General features: G+C 59.9%; 12 protein-coding genes. 4 read left to right on the top strand and 8 right to left on the bottom strand.

Features of this window, described 5'->3' with window-relative positions; all coding sequences use genetic code 11:
- Positions 1-15: 15 nt before the first annotated feature.
- The 3 genes from E6W33_RS12305 to E6W33_RS12295 all read right to left on the bottom strand — a co-directional run bounded on the left by E6W33_RS12305 (position 16) and on the right by E6W33_RS12295 (position 3,546).
- Positions 16-1,404: a hypothetical protein gene (locus tag E6W33_RS12305; protein WP_136417611.1), complete on the bottom strand. Its 1,389-nt coding sequence runs from the start codon at positions 1,402-1,404 to the stop codon at positions 16-18.
- A gap of 60 nt (positions 1,405-1,464) precedes the next feature.
- Positions 1,465-2,397 (bottom strand): SGNH/GDSL hydrolase family protein, encoded by a 933-nt coding sequence (locus tag E6W33_RS12300; protein ID WP_136417610.1) that lies wholly within the window; start codon positions 2,395-2,397, stop codon positions 1,465-1,467.
- Between the two features lie 339 nt (positions 2,398-2,736).
- Positions 2,737-3,546 carry a hypothetical protein gene (locus E6W33_RS12295; protein WP_136417609.1) on the bottom strand — a complete coding sequence of 270 codons (810 nt, stop codon included), beginning with the start codon at positions 3,544-3,546 and terminating at the stop codon, positions 2,737-2,739.
- 317 nt (positions 3,547-3,863) lie between these two features.
- On the opposite strand from E6W33_RS12295, the gene E6W33_RS12290 reads away from it, so the two are divergent.
- The 4 genes from E6W33_RS12290 (at position 3,864) to E6W33_RS12275 (ending at position 9,815) form a co-directional block, all read left to right on the top strand.
- A complete protein-coding gene (locus E6W33_RS12290) occupies positions 3,864-6,089 on the top strand; it encodes a malate synthase G (RefSeq protein WP_136417608.1) in 2,226 nt (741 codons plus the stop codon).
- A gap of 189 nt (positions 6,090-6,278) precedes the next feature.
- Positions 6,279-7,475, top strand: a complete 1,197-nt coding sequence (locus tag E6W33_RS12285) for an MFS transporter (RefSeq protein ID WP_247869627.1) — start codon at positions 6,279-6,281, stop codon at positions 7,473-7,475.
- 120 nt (positions 7,476-7,595) lie between these two features.
- On the top strand, positions 7,596-8,573 hold the full coding sequence (gene galE, locus E6W33_RS12280; RefSeq protein ID WP_136417606.1) for a UDP-glucose 4-epimerase GalE: 978 nt from the start codon (positions 7,596-7,598) through the stop codon (positions 8,571-8,573).
- A 39-nt stretch (positions 8,574-8,612) separates the two neighbouring features.
- Positions 8,613-9,815: a glycosyltransferase gene (locus E6W33_RS12275; protein WP_136417605.1), complete on the top strand. Its 1,203-nt coding sequence runs from the start codon at positions 8,613-8,615 to the stop codon at positions 9,813-9,815.
- 403 nt (positions 9,816-10,218) lie between these two features.
- Here E6W33_RS12275 and E6W33_RS12270 read toward each other — a convergent pair whose 3' ends face one another.
- From E6W33_RS12270 to E6W33_RS12250, 5 genes are all read right to left on the bottom strand, one after another.
- Positions 10,219-10,767 (bottom strand): hypothetical protein, encoded by a 549-nt coding sequence (locus E6W33_RS12270; protein WP_136417604.1) that lies wholly within the window; start codon positions 10,765-10,767, stop codon positions 10,219-10,221.
- 40 nt (positions 10,768-10,807) lie between these two features.
- Positions 10,808-11,830, bottom strand: a complete 1,023-nt coding sequence (locus tag E6W33_RS12265; protein WP_136417603.1) for a MerR family transcriptional regulator — start codon at positions 11,828-11,830, stop codon at positions 10,808-10,810.
- A gap of 387 nt (positions 11,831-12,217) precedes the next feature.
- Complete coding sequence (locus E6W33_RS12260) at positions 12,218-13,048, bottom strand: glycosyltransferase family 2 protein (RefSeq protein WP_136417602.1); 831 nt, start codon at positions 13,046-13,048, stop codon at positions 12,218-12,220.
- A complete protein-coding gene (locus E6W33_RS12255; RefSeq protein WP_136417601.1) occupies positions 13,045-13,854 on the bottom strand; it encodes a glycosyltransferase family 2 protein in 810 nt (269 codons plus the stop codon). Before E6W33_RS12255 ends, E6W33_RS12260 begins: the two co-directional genes overlap by 4 nt.
- A 33-nt stretch (positions 13,855-13,887) precedes the next feature.
- Entirely contained in the window at positions 13,888-15,255 is a 1,368-nt protein-coding gene (locus E6W33_RS12250; protein ID WP_136417600.1) for an O-antigen ligase family protein, read from the bottom strand.
- Positions 15,256-15,365: the final 110 nt, after the last annotated feature.

Below are 15,365 nucleotides of genomic sequence, written 5' to 3'. Positions count from 1 at the left end.
TGCTCCCTGCGAACCTCAATTGGCTCCGGCCTGCGCCCCTTCAGCCAGCGCGCGGATGAACAGGCGCGAGTGGATGCCGAAGTTCTTCATCAGTCCCGCAACCAGCGTCGTCATCTCGTCGCGCGCCGCTTGCGGGCCGGCGGACACCAGCGCATACAGGTCGACGTCGGAACCGGAGGCGGTCATCACGTAATCGGGATCGGAGATGTATTTCGGCGGTATTCCGCGCTCCAGGGCGGCGTCGGTGGCGTCCGCGGCGGCGTGCGATTGCTGCGTGATGGATGCCCGTACTGCGGCATCGGTGTAGCGCGGATAGCGCTTGTCATCGGTGGCGTCGCGTGCGGCAAGCAGGAGTGCGTCCTTGTCATCCTTTCTGGCATAGGCATCCCGCATTCGGCGGACCTGGTAGTTTTCCAGCGCCTGGTGCCGGTTCGATACGAGCGTGATGGCATGCTCCTTCTGCGTCGTCATTCCGAGCAGGGCGAGCGAGTTGGTCCATAGCAGCGTGGCCGTTCCGACGCCGGGGACGACGCGGGCGTGATATGGCTGGGTCAGGTCTTGCACATAGTGCAGCGCCCATCCCGCAAACCGCCAGCCCCAGTAGGGATGGCCGCTACGCAGCGCGTGGCGCGCCAGGGTCTGGTAGAGGTGGATCCGGTATTCCGGATAGGTACGCAGCAGGAATGGCGCGGCCTTGTACACGATCCATTGCTCGTGAAAAAAGCCCATGTGCATCGGCGCCTGACTGGAAAATTCGAGCGCGGGATTGCCGAACGGCTGTTTCCCGAAGCCGTATTGTCTGCCGTAGCTGGTGCCGTTGTCCGCCCAAATGCCGATGTCCAAACCGAAATCCGGCTCGTCCGATGCGGTCGCCGTCACGTCCAGTGGGGTGACCAGGTCGCCCTCGTGCAAGCGCAGGAAGGCGGCCTTGTTGTGATCGTCGCGCTGGCCGACCGTCGTTACTTCGGACCTCGGCATGGCGGCCGACGCGGGAACCGCGGTTCCGGGGCGGACCTGCATGAAGAGCGTCAGCCGGGATGCCGGGTTGATCCGCAGTGCCGCGATGAATCGGCGGCGCATCTCGGGTGCGCTGCCATCCGCCTTGAAGGCCAAGGCGGCGGGGCGCGCAGGGTAGTGCGGCACATTGCTCCTGGCCCAGCTTTCTTCCGCATCCAGCAGGCGTTCGAGCGCCGGCCCCTCCGCAGCCAGAAAAGCGTCCAGGCCTTCGACCCGAACCGGTGCGGCATTCGCGACTTCGTCAGCCGACGCAAGCGCCTGCCATGTCCCCAGGGCGTGATTGCTCCATGCGTGCGCCGACGGCGAAAAAGCGGCCGTGCTTGCCGCCGCAAGGAATAGCAGCCAGCCCGTCGTCATCCGGAAGTGCAGCAATCGAAGCATCATCATGTCCGTCCTCTCAGCGTTGAGTCGGTACGTATTATGCCGTTGTTGCCTTCCGGCGCGAGCTTACTTCATGGCTGCAAATTGCTTGGCCGCGTAATGTCCCTTCAGGATGTACGTCGTCTGATCCGGATGCAGGCCGTCCGGGCAAATGTCCCACACGCCCTTGCCGCTGCTGGCGAGGTATTGCTGGAGGTAGGCGGTCTGGTCGATGACGGGGACGTTCTCGGCCGCTGCCGCGTCGCGCTGCGCCTGGGTGATCTGCTCAAAGCTCAGGTCGCCGGAGTGATATCCCGGCCCGATCGTTTCGACGATCACCTTCTTGCCATTGGCCTTGGCGATCTGGATCAGTTGCCGCACGCGCGACGTTGTGTTGGCCACCGTGTCGTGCGAGTGATATTCGATGATGACGTGCGTCGCCTTCGACTGTGCCATTTGCTGGTTCCATGCCGGATAGACGCCGTCGCCGGCAAGCGCGGCTTCCGCGAGGCGGCCGGGGCTGCCCATGTTGTGTACCGTCAGGCCGGTATCGGCGGCGAACACCGCAGGAGCGGGGCTCTCGACACGTACCCAGTCGTTGTTCGGCAGCCAGCCCCAGATGATCGAGTCGCCGTAGTATTCAACCAGCACCGGCGTGTTATTTGCCGGGGCAGTGGTCGTCGTGCTCGAAGGGGATGTGGTTGCAGCGGGTTCTTGAACTGGTGCGGAAACCTGTGTTGGGGCGGATTGCGCAGGGGCCTGTGCTTGCGTTGGCGCCGATTCCGCCGACGGCTGCGGCGCGGAAGCGGATGGCGTTGTCGCGGGCGCATCCTGAGCCGCTGATGCCGTCGCCGCTGTCGAGGGCGTTGTTGCCGCTGCCGTTGCCGTTGCGGCAGCCGGCTGTGCCACTATCGCCGATTGGAGGGATTGCGTATTGCCGGAGGTGGTGGCATCACTGCCGCCTCCTCCGCAGGCAGCGAGCAGGAAAGGAATGGCGGCGACGAGTGCGGATAGTTTCATAACAGGTATCAGGGTAAGTGAGCCCGGCAAGCGCGAGAAAGGCTTTATCCAAGGCGTACCTTACTCATTGGTGCCTAAGGACAAATATCATCTTGCAAAGCCATCGGGCGGAATGACCGAAAGAAAGACAAGTTGATCGACAGAAAGTTTCTTGAAGGAGACTAAATCGGGGGATTTCGACGCATCGGCAAGCGACAAGCTTGCGAAATAAAAAAGGGCTGGCCTGTATGCCAACCCTTTCTGTCGGAATGACTTTCTTCGTCCTGCGATATCAATGTGCAATCAGCACAAGCGGGAGCATGGAAAGCGTGACAAGAGATCACGCGAGTGCGCAGCAGGCTATTGCTCGCCGCGAGCCTCTGCAAGCGCGATCGTCAAGTGCTGCACCTTCTTTTTCAGCTGATCGCGTTCTTCCGTGAGCCTGGTAACCAATAGCGTCAGGCGATGAATTTCAAGTTGCTCGGGTGTGGCGTCGCTGGGCGGCGGCGCCGGTTCCGGCTTGGGTGGCAGCCGGGCCTCGCGCACCTGTCGCGCCACCTGGCGCAGTTCCTTCTTGCCGCCGGCGACTGCCGCGACCTGCTTCTCGCCGGGCAAGGAGGCGACTGCCGCCGCGGCATTAATGGAAATCACGCCCGCCTTGACAGCGCTGACCAGTTCGGGCGCGGCCGTTTTCTGGATTTTCTCGATCTGACCGAGCGTCGCACTGCTTACCCGGGCTGCACGCGCAACCGCTTCGCGCGTCAACACCGGAGCAGTGCTGGATGGTGCGGCGGCTTCGGCGGCGGCCGGCTCTGCAGCCGGTTGCTGGGCCTGCGCCTGTGCCAGACGCGCGGCGACGATTTCTTTCTTTCGCAATGCGAGCACGCCGCGCTGGAAATCCGACACGCTGCGCCGCCCGAGGTGATTGTCGATCATCCACAGGTGCACATCGTCCATGGACTGGAAGGTCTGGTTTTGTACGGTATTGAAAGGGATGCCGTGCTTCTGGCAGATGCTGTAGCGGTTGTGCCCGTCCACCAGAAGGTCGCCCCACAATACCAGCGCATCGCGGCATCCCTCGGAGAGTAAACTGCGTTCCAGCGCCGCGTATTCGTCTTCTGTCAGCGGATCGATATAGGCGCGGAGGTCTTCGTTGATAGTGATCGTCATGGGCCAGGCAAAAAAACGGTAGCGCGGTAGTGTACACACTGTTGTCTTTTCGCGCCGTTTCTCCGTGGCGGCTTCGCAGGAGACTATCCGTGAGAACAAACCGTCGATTTTTTACAAAAACTCACAAATGATGTGACAAAATCATGTACTAGCTCACTTTTTGATCTCATATACTCCAATTCAATCCTTTTCAGGCAATGCGCCAGCTGTGTTGTGGCGCGACAAGCAGATCGCGAGCAGGGATGACGTGCCCGCAGCCGCTTTGATTTGACTTTTTCCCTTTCTATTTTTTGTTGCAACAACATACGAGGATTCCCATGACTGCACGCACCGCTGCCCACCGACTTCAAGTGGCCACAGTTTTGTATCGCTTCATCGAAGACCAGGTCCTGCCGGGTACCGGCATCGACAGCGCCACGTTCTGGAAGGGCTTCGACGCCATCGCCCACGACCTGGCTCCCAAGAATGCTGCACTGCTGGCTGAGCGCGACCGCCTGCAAACCGAATTGGACCAGTGGCATCGCGCCCATCCGGGCCCGATCAAGAACATGCCGGCCTACCGCGAATTCCTGGAATCGATCGGCTACCTGGTGCCGGCGCCGCAGGACGTGCAGTCCACTACCGCCAATGTCGACGCCGAACTGGCGCTGCAAGCCGGTCCGCAACTGGTGGTTCCGATCCTCAACGCACGCTATGCGCTGAACGCCGCCAACGCACGCTGGGGCTCGCTGTATGACGCCCTGTACGGAACCGACGTGCTGCCCGAGACCAACGGTGCGACCAAGGTCGGCAAGAAGGGCGAGAGCTACAACCCGGTGCGCGGCGCCAAGGTCATCGAATATGCACGCTACGTGCTCGATCGCACCGCGCCGCTGGCCAAGGGCTCGCATACCGACTCGACCGCTTACCGCGTCGTGGACGGCAAACTGGTCGTCACCCTGAAGGACGGCAGCACTTCCGGCCTGAAGGACGAGAACAAGTTCATCGGCTATCAGGGCGACGCGGAAAACCCGTCGTCGGTGCTGCTGAAGAATAACGGCCTGCATATCGACATCCGCATCGATCGTTCGACCAGGATCGGCAGCGAGGACGCCGCCGGCGTGGCCGACGTGATCTGCGAAGCGGCGCTGTCCACCATTCTCGACCTGGAAGACTCGGTTGCAGCAGTGGACGCCGAAGACAAGGTCCTCGCCTACGGCAACTGGCTGGGCATCCTGCAAGGCACGCTGGTGGAAACCGTCAGCAAGGGCGGCAAGACCTTCGACCGTGCCCTGAACGAAGACCGCAAGTACACCGCCGCAGTCGGCGCGACCGATGCCAGGGATGGCGTGGTCACCATGCACGGCCGTTCACTGCTGTTTGTGCGTAACGTCGGTCACCTAATGACCAACCCCGCGATCCTGCTGGAAAATGGCAAGGAAATCCCGGAAGGCATCATGGATGCGGTCGTGACCGTCACGATCGCTCTGCACGACATGAAGCGCAAGGCTGGCCAGACCATCAGCAACTCGCGCACCGGCTCGGTGTATATCGTCAAGCCGAAGATGCACGGCCCGGCGGAAGTCGCCTTCGCCAACGAACTGTTTTCGCGCGTCGAAGCCATGCTCGGCCTGCCCGCCAACACCGTCAAGCTCGGCATCATGGACGAAGAGCGCCGTACCAGCGTCAACCTCAAGGCCTGCATCAAGGAAGCCGAAGCGCGCATCGCCTTCATCAATACCGGCTTCCTCGACCGCACCGGCGACGAGATGCATACCGCCATGGTGGCCGGCCCGATGATGCGCAAGGGCGACATGAAGACCAGCACCTGGCTGTCCGCCTATGAGCGCAGCAATGTGCTGACCGGCCTGTCCAGCGGCCTGTCCGGCCGTGCGCAGATCGGCAAGGGCATGTGGGCCATGCCTGACCTGATGGCTGCGATGATGGAACAGAAGATCGGTCATCCGAAGACCGGCGCCAACACTGCGTGGGTGCCATCGCCGACCGCCGCGACCCTGCATGCGCTGCACTACCACCAGGTCGATGTGTTCGCGATTCAGAAGGAATTGCTGAAGATCGATGCGCCGGCCGAAATCGAACGCCTGTTGAACGACATTCTGCAAATCCCGGTGGTCGCCAAGCCGACATGGTCGGCCGAAGAGATTCAGCAGGAACTGGACAACAACTGCCAGGGCATTCTCGGCTACGTGGTGCGCTGGGTCGACCAGGGCGTCGGCTGCTCCAAGGTGCCGGACATCCATAACATCGGCCTGATGGAAGACCGCGCCACGCTGCGCATCTCCAGCCAGCACATCGCCAACTGGCTGCTGCACGGCATCGTCAACGCAGACCAGGTGCACAAGACCCTGCAGCGCATGGCCAAGGTGGTGGACAAGCAGAACGCCGGCGATCCGGCATACAAGCCGATGGCGCCGAACTATGAAGCATCCTTCGCCTATCGCGCCGCACGCGACCTGATCTTCAAGGGCATCGAGCAACCGAGCGGCTACACCGAGCCGCTGCTGCATGCATGGCGCCTGAAGGTGAAGGCCGCGCAAGCCTGATCCGCTCGGCGCAGTCACCGGAATCCCCTGCATACGTCAAGTGGCAGGGGATTTTTCTTTTTAAGGGTGCCATGACCTTCCAACCAGAAGAACTCCTAACGAGCGCTGGAAATGGAATAGTCTGCGCAAGAAAAGAACCATTTCTGAAGAGGAGGCGTTGGGACAATGAGTGAATTCAACAGATAGCTATTGCCGGCGCATCGGTCGTCGCGTTTGCACCCGCGCTCATTAGCAAGAAAAGCCATGCCTATTTCAGGATCATTGTCTGTTAATCGCACGTACAGGGTCGCGGCATCCACGCTATTTTTTGTGCTCGGCATTGTGTTTGCGACCTGGGCCGCACGCATACCTGCGATTCGGGATGGGCTTCAGCTTGATGCCGCTGAATTAGGGGTGGTTCTCCTGTGCGGAGGAGGCGGATCTGTCGTTTGTTTCCCGATTGCCGCATGGCTGACAGGCCGATTCGGGTCGAGGCAGGCTGCATGGTATACGGGCCTGGTGCTTGTGTCGGTATTGCCCGCTCTCGCTGCGGCGCCGAATATGGTCTCGTTGATGATGTTGATGGTGGTGCTCGGTGCATCCCAAACAAGTTTTAATGTCGCTATCAACACGATCGGCTCTGAGCTGGAAAAGACCACGGGTCGTTCGGTCTTGTCTTCGTTGCATGCGTGGTATTGCGTCGGAAGTCTGGCCGGTGCAGTGCTGGGAAGCCTGCTGGCGGGGGCCGGGCTTGCAGTGACCATGCACTTCAGCGCGATCACATTGCTGTTGCTCCTCATGCTGTTCCTCAGTTGCCGCGTGCTGCCAAACGACAGCCCTGCGGCGGCCGACAGGAAAAACCATTTTGTGCTTCCGAAGGGGCCACTGCTTGCGCTCGGCGTGATATGTCATTGCGTCGCGATCGCTGAAGGTGCCATTACGGACTGGAGCAGCATCTACATGCGCGACGAATTGGCAGCGACGGAAGGTATCGCTCCGCTCGCCTATGCTGCGTTTTCTGCAGTCATGCTGGCTGCGCGCCTGTACGCCGATCGCGCAAAGGACCGTTTTGGCGCGCGTAGTGTCGTCGCTGCAGGTGCATTGCTGGCAACGGCCGGTATCGCCATTGTCGTGATGGCCTTCAATCTCGGCACCACCATTGTCGGATTTGCCTTGACTGGCGCTGGCCTTGCCTCAGTGTTTCCTTTTGTTTTCAGCGCAGCGGGAAAACGCGGGCCGACCGCATTGGCAGCGGTGGCCACGATGGGATACAGCGGCATCTTGATTGGCCCCCCGGTCATCGGTTTTATTGCCCATGCGTTCGGACTACAGGCAGCGTTCGCATTCATCGGACTGACAACGATCTCGATTGCACTCGTTGCAATTCGTGCCAGGGTGCTCGATTAAGGATAATTCGAGCTATCAGATTCATAGGCAGTTTTCTTTTCTTCGATTGGAAGAACGGCATTCAAGTCCTTGAGGACGCAGTCAGGCGCGGTAGAATGGCGGCCTGATTTGAGGAATTGAATGACTACTCTTCTGATAACCGGCGGGGCCGGGTACATCGGCTCCCACAACGTCAAATTCCTGCGTGCCAAGGGCTACGAGATCGTGGTGCTCGACGATCTCAGCCGCGGGTTCGCCGATGCCGTCACCGATGCGACCTTCATCAACGGGAGTATCGGCGATGCGGCGCTTCTTGATCGCCTGTTCAGCGCGCACCGGATTGACGCCGTGCTCAATTTTGCTTCCTACATCCAGGTCGGCGAATCGGTGCAGCATCCTTCCGGTTATTACCTGAACAATGTCGGCAATACACTGGTTTTGCTCGACGCGATGGTGCGCCACGATGTGAAGAAGCTGGTGTTCTCGTCCAGTGCGGCCATTTTCGGCAATCCTGAATATTCACCGATCGACGAAGCGCATCCCAAGGCGCCGATCAATCCCTACGGCCGCAGCAAATGGATCGTGGAGCAACTGTTGCAGGATTATGATGCGGCGTACGGATTGCACAGCGTCTGCCTGCGTTACTTCAACGCTGCGGGAGCGGACCCGGAGGCGCTGCTCGGCGAGCGTCACGAGCCGGAGACGCATCTGGTTCCGCTGGTGTTGCAGGCCGCGTCCGGTCGGCGTGAGCACATCACGGTATTCGGCACCGATTATCCGACCGAGGACGGAACCTGCATCCGCGACTACATCCACGTGGAAGACCTCGCGCAGGCGCACTGGCAGGCGTTGCGTTACCTCGATGCGCATCGTCGCAGCGCGGCATTCAATCTCGGCAATGGCAATGGTTATTCGATCCGTCAGGTGATCGATACCGTGCGCAGCGTGACGGGGCGCGATTTCCGTGTCGAGTTCGGCCCGCGCCGCGCAGGCGATCCCTCGGTCCTGGTTGCCGACAGTCGCTTGGCGCGCCAGGAACTCGGCTGGACGCCGCAATACGGCGCGCTTGAAGATATCGTGCGGCATGCATGGGCGTGGGAGCGCAAGCACTGGCAATGATGCCGGGCTGTGCAAGGACAGGAACAACAACCATAAGGCGTGACGATTTTGCGCAAGATTCGTGTGCTTTTCCATGTAACGCACCTGCGGCGCGGGGGCGGTATCGAGACCTCGCTGATGAGCTGGTTGCGCATCCTGGACCGGACTCGCTTCTCGGTCGGTTTGTCGATTGCCTACCCGACCGATGACATGGAAAGCGTTTTCCGGTCGCGGATTCCCGAAGACGTTGCGGTGCATGTGCTCGGGCCGGAGCCCTGGCTGTCGCATTGCAGGAATCTGAAAATCAAGGGTGAGCTGCGCTGGCCCGGCCGCGTGTATGAAGAGGTGTTGCTGCCGCAGGTGCGCAAGTGCGTGTTCCGCGAGCGCATCGAACGCATCGCGCACCAGTACGATGTGGTGATCGATTACGATCTGTCGCTCGCGCGCTTCGCCCATGACTTCGGCAAGCCGCTCATCGGCATCAGCCATTTCAGCTTTTCCCAGCGGCTCTCCACCAATCGGCGCAAATACCGCACAGCCGCGCGCTATTACCAGCGCTACGACGCCATCGTGACGATTTGCGATGCCATGCGCGACGAAGGCAGGAAGCTGTTCCCGATGCTGGCCGACCGCTTCACCACGCTGTACCCTGGCTTCGATCTGGAAGAGATCGATCGGCGCGCGAACGAGCATGCCGAATCGATTCCGGACAAGCCCTACATTGTGTCCGTCACGCGCCTGGAAGAGACGCAAAAGGATGTCACGACCCTCATCAAGGCCTTCGCCTTGCTGGTGAAGCAGCAAGCGATCGAGGAGACGATGCTGATCGTCGGCGAAGGGCGGCACCGTCCCGAACTGGAAAGCCTGACCGCCGAACTGGGCGTCAGCGACAGAGTGAAGTTTTTCGGGTTCACCACCAATCCGCTGCCCTACATCAGGAAGGCTCGACTGAAGGTGCTGAGTTCTAAATTCGAAGGACTGCCGACCGTCCTCATCGAGGGTTTGATTGTCGGGCAGATTCTCGTCAGCTCGGACTGCCCGACCGGGCCGAGAGAAATCCTGAACGACGGCAAGGCAGGGCTGCTCGCGCCGGTCGGTGATGTCGAAGCACTGGCCAAGGCGATGCTGCTCGGGTTGCAGGATGGCGAACTGCGAAATGCCTTGACCGCACAGGCGGCAGAGCATGCGAATACCTTTGGCGTGAGCGCATTCGGCAATCGGTTTGAGCAACTGGTGCAGCGGATGTTTGCGAAAGCAGCCTGAGGCGCACTAAGCGGGATTCAGGACATGCGTAGGGCACCGGATTAATTGCAGCTGGCGACACATATCTGCAACTGGGTGCCACAGCTAGTGCGACTGCCCTACCAGGATTGACGCGAGATGTAGAAAAGAAGAAGGGCTAGCGGTAAATCGCTGGTCCTTTTTTCGCTGAGCGTTTGAGAGCGTATGGGCTGGGGGAGGCTGCTTGTTGCCATAAACCGGTCACGTTGACGATTCATTTGCACTTCTGCAGCCGGTCAATTCCAGCCACTCATCCATTTTCCAGAACAGTCGTTCGAGTGATTCTTGGGCTTGTCGAGCTGTCAACTTGGCCATTGGTGAATCGGCAATTACAGCCACCCGGCAAAGTTGACGGACTTCCTATCGGAACAGCGAAATATCGTCATTACGACAGCGCGCTCCCAAGCCGGCGCGCTTCGAGAGTGCCTAATGGCGAGTTCCATTGTTGACCGCCGTGGGTAAAATGCCGAATCTCCCATTCAAATCGATCTCGCTCAATGTTGAAGAAACGAATGCGGTTCTTAAGGGGCTTCCCCTCTGCATCTAGCACACTGAATTCCAATACCATTTCGCCGTTCTGCCAATTTCCGTGCCAGTCGGACATTGGCGTGCCTTCTAGCGCCTGCATACCTGCCACCTCCCAGCGCCCGTTTGTCTGGGAATAGGTGCGCAAGGTTACGAACGATGAGACGGGCCTGCCCTCTGGGCTGTGCATAGTGAATTCATCCATGACAATGCGACCGCCGCAGAGATACTGCGCCCGCCAATCGCCTGAGTACTCAAACAAGACAGATCCATCAGGTTGGTAGCGCTTTCCGCGTACGTCCCATTCGCCGATCAGAAAATCAAACTGTTTGCCTTCTTCGGTTGGGCCGTTGACATAGCGCGCAATTTCCGGAGGGAGTTGCCGGGGTTGCGAAGCATGAGTATTCATTGTTACCTCGTGCATGGTTGGTTGAACGTGGGTGCGCCATTTAACGGCGTCGCCTCTCTGGATTCTCATGGATACGGCGCTCGAGATCAGGACCGAGAATCGATCCGGCCCGAAGCAGCGGCTCGGCGCAAAGAGCCGTAATGTACTTCTCTGCCAATGTAGGCTCTTGCGCGGCCATGCGGTCGACGAGTGAACGGTAGCGGACACGAGCCTGGCGCAAAACGGCACCGCGCAGTCGTAAATTAGATTCGGCACTGCCTGCAAACTCCCACCTCAGTTGCTCCCATTCGGTTTCCAGGCTGAAGTCGAGCCGCTTGAATTGCTCCGGCGTGAGATGTCGGTAGAAGGCGGTGAGACGCAATTCGATTGCCCGATTGATATAGGTGACTAGCTCAAGGTCATCTCCGGCCTTGCCTCGTACTGCAGGCTCCTGCAGATACATCTTCTCCCAACGCTTCATCAAGTCGTAGTCCCCACGCGCCATCAGGAGGCTGAGATCCATCCATTGACGCGCCAGTGGCTGGAGCTCAAGCGAGTCGATGGGAACGGCACGGTTCATCGCGTCGCGTATCGCGGTAATCAAGGGCGGCCATCGTTCCTCAATGCTTGGACGCGATTCGAAAAATTTCGCGAGTTCTCCAGGTGAAAAATATCGCTCATAGGTAGACATCGTCGTGAGCAAGCGTAAGCGGTCATTGAGCGTAGGTTTTTCCCCTCGTGTCAGTGCCGACTTTAGAAGGAGAAGTTGTTCGCAGAGCTGGCGAGACTGTGCAATTTGTCGTTCAATCGTGTGAATCTGCCGATCGACGATTTCGGGCAGGCGATCCGACTCATCCCTTAGCAGGTTTTGAATCTCCCGCAATGAAAGACCAAGTTGACGTAGGCCCTGAATCGCTTGCAATCGAGCGACGTCAGCCGTGGAATAGAGACGATAAGCAGACCCGCTGCGCCCAGAGGGCTTGAGTAACCCAATCCGGTCATAGTGGTGCAGCATACGGACGGTCATACCGGCTCGTGCAGCCAGCGCTCCGATCCGCAGCGGTTCTTCGAAAGCAGTGGACATGTTTGATGAAACTCCGCGAGCAACGTGGGGATGCAAGGAAGTCTAAACCATGACACCGTGATAGGGTCAAGAGAACGCCAACCGGTAAACCAGGTGCCCCTGGTCATCTATAGAGCCGGTGCCGGTTTGTCGGGTAAGGGGCGACAACAGGCTCTCACGACAATCCACCGACCGCTGGTAAGCGGCTAATAGCAGACCTAAAAAAAGCGCTTCATCGCATGGATGCACAATGGCGGGCACCGAGTATCGTCAACGCATCATTCGCAAATACTGAGGCGCGAAATAGGCCAGATGCAATTGCTCTGGCGGGACAACGTCAGCTGTGCGGCGGTAATATCACTGAGCTGTTGATTCTCAGAGAGCGTCAGTCGCAATAAGTATGGCGCTCTACGACATCTGCCGGCGGCACTCATCGAGGCCGCTTTCCGCGCGCGTTTCCCGGCTCTCCACCCGGCGCAGCACCTTTTGCCGGTTGGGGCTTTCCTGATCGCGCTTTGCTTCGCGGTGCCACAGGTGCAGCACTTCGGTGCTCCAGAATCCCTTCTTCCGCTGGATGCCTGCGTTGTACAGTCGCGCCACGAAATCGGCGTCTTCGTGGCCCCAGCCTGTGAAGGTTTCGTCGAAGCCGTTGACCATCTCGATGTCGGTACGCCATGCGGCGAGATTGCAGCCCTTGATGCCGCGCCATTTGAAACCCGGCACCTGCCGTTGCGAAATGTCGGGTAGGCGGAAGAACAGCGGCAGGATCTTGTTGGCCTGCCCCTTTGCGCGCTGCGCGAGCCAGAAGCCCGGTCCCTGGTCAAGTATCGGTAGGCCCTGCACGACGCGCGTGGTGAGTTGCTCGCCGAGGAGGATGCGGCTGCCGGTGATCATCATCCCGGCTTGCGCCAGCATGCGGTGCCGTGCGACGAAATCGGATTGCGGAACGCAGTCGCCGTCGAGGAAAATCAGGTAGCTGCCTTCCGCGCGCAGGATGCCCTTGTTGCGTATCGCGGACAGCCTGAAGCCGTCGTCGGGATGCCAGACATGGTGAAGGGGCATCGGCGATTTGGCCGCGAATTCTTCAACTACCGCGCGGGTCGGCGCGCCAGATCCGTCGTCAGCGACGATGATTTCGTAGCGGCGGTCGCTTTGCCGCAGCAGTCCGCTCAGAACGACACTTAGCGCGTCGGGCCGGTTATAGGTGCTGACGATGACGGAAATGAGGAAGTCGGTCACCGGCCTTCCTTTGCGTCGCCGGATGGCAGCTTCTTTGCCGCCTGTTCAAGCTGCCAGATTTTCAGGTAGCGGTAGTAGCTGCCTTCCGCATTGGAGACGGCCAGCGCGAGGCCGTGTGAGCCGTCCAGCAGACCGAGGCGCAGGAAATAGGTGCGGATGAAGGCCCAGAAGCCGTGCAGCACTGCATCGAGGACCGTCGCGCGGCGGCCGTTGGCGTAAGCCTGGCGCGCCGAGAGAGTCGAGTAGCTGTCGATCTTTTGCAGCACTTGCGAGAAATCGAGGAAGCTGTAGTGCAGCATCAGACCGTTGAGCCGTTTCACCGGACCGTCCGCGATCAGCCGTTCATGCACGATATTGTCCGAGAAGCGTGCTTTGCCACGCCGGAACAGGCGTGTCACGTAATCGGGCGTCCAGCCGGCGTGTTCGATGAAGCGGCCGCAGTACCACGAGCGGCGCGAGATGTCGTATGCATCGGCGGACGGGTTCTGGATCGTCTTGCGGATCTCTGCGGCGAGCTCCGGCGTAATGCGCTCATCGGCGTCGATGGAAAGCACCCATTCGCCTGTCGCGGCAGCGAGCGCGCGGCTCTTCTGGGGACCGAAGCCGGGCCAGTCGGGCGTCTGGATGACGATCGCGCCGGCCTTGCGGGCGATGTCCACGGTCTGGTCGGTGCTTCCGGAATCGACGACGATGATTTCATTGGCGAAGTCGACGGAATCGAGGCACGCCTGGATGTTCGCTTCTTCGTTCTTGGTGATGAGGATGACCGAAAGCAGAGTCCGTTTCTCGGGCGGTGAGCTAGCCATGCCGGTTTTCTTCCTGTGCAGAATGACGCTGAATTATAGGTTAACTACCGTCTCGCGGTCCCGCTGTTCTGCATGGCCGTCGCGGGCCGAAGCAGATGCCGGAACCCTTTGCACGCTCATCACTGCGAAGCCGAGCGTCAGGAAGGCGAACAGGGAGGTGGTCATCTGGCGGTCGAAGATGTTGTCGGTGGTTGCAAAGAGCGCGAAGGCCGCGACCACGATCAGGCCGCCGGCCGGCGCGGCAGTGTTGCCGCCTGCTGCATGTTGCCGGGACAACTGGCGCAGAAAAAGCGTCAACGGAGCGCCCAGCAACCAGAGGAAATACGCAATGCCGATCACGCCGCCGGTGGCCAGCGCTTCCAGATATTCGTTGTGCGTTTGCGAGAAGATGGCGACGAACTCCGGCGCCTGGCCGAGCGCAACCATTTCGCGCAAATGCTGGCCGAACTGATTCATTCCCACGCCCAGGACGGGGTGGGCAAGGAACATCATCAGCGCCGCCTTCCACATGACGAGACGTCCGCCTATCGACGTGTTCAGGTCGCCGCCACGCATCGCGGTCAGCTCGGTAATGGTGGACAGATAACGCGCATGCAGTTCCGAGTAGAACAAGGCCGCAAACAAGGCCGTGCCGGCGAGCAGCGTCACCGCAGCAATGAGGCGGCGCTTGCGGTCCAGTTGCAGGGCTTTCATGGCGATGATGGCGCCGCCCGTCGCCAACAAGGCAAGCCATGGTCCCCGGCTTGCGATGGTGAGGCAACCTGCCATCCCGGCAAGTGCGCTGGCGGCATGCCAACAACGAATGTTGCGCGGCAGGTAACTATCCAGCGCCGCGTAGAGCGCGAGCAGCGTGAAGACGGTTGTCACCATGCCAAACTTGATCGACCCGGACAAACCCAGTTCATTAATGCCGAACAATCCATACGGACGGTCAATGCCGAGACCAACGCGTTGATAAACTGCAAGCGCGCCGGCCGCCATGGCCGCGGCGCTCAAACCGCACCAGAAAATTCTTCTCGACGGAATTATCGCGAAGCAGGCCGCAATGCCAAGGAAATACAGGAGGTGCACGCCATTGTCGGCCGAGCTGATGACGCCATGATGCACCCAGATGCCGATCAGCGAGTATGGCGCATACAGGCCGAATGCTAGTGTGACGGATTTCATTTCGCCGTAGGTCTGGCGCGCTTCCTTGTTGCTCCGAAGTACATGGATGGCAATGGCCAGCAGCGCGAGATAAAGCACCACCTTGATGTCAAAGGGGAAGACAAAGGTGAGCGGAAAAGCGGCGAGGGACCAGACTGCGAGCAAACCGACGAAAGGATGGATGGACGTGCGCTTGGGCGGGATCGGGTAGACAGGCATGTTCTTGTATTCGAGGCAATATCGTGCAAGGCGCATTTGCAATGCAAGCAGGAACCCTGCCAATGCCGAGCATATCGTAGGGCAGTATAGCAGCAGGCCGAACGGGGCTTCTTCGGACCGGACAATCGGGCGGATGAGCGTCTTGC

Origin of the sequence: Herbaspirillum sp. ST 5-3 (assembly GCF_004804275.1) — a bacterium.
GTDB lineage: Bacteria > Pseudomonadota > Gammaproteobacteria > Burkholderiales > Burkholderiaceae_D > Noviherbaspirillum.
Note: the sequence above shows the minus strand (reverse complement) of the source record. Positions and strands in the feature narration are given on the sequence as shown.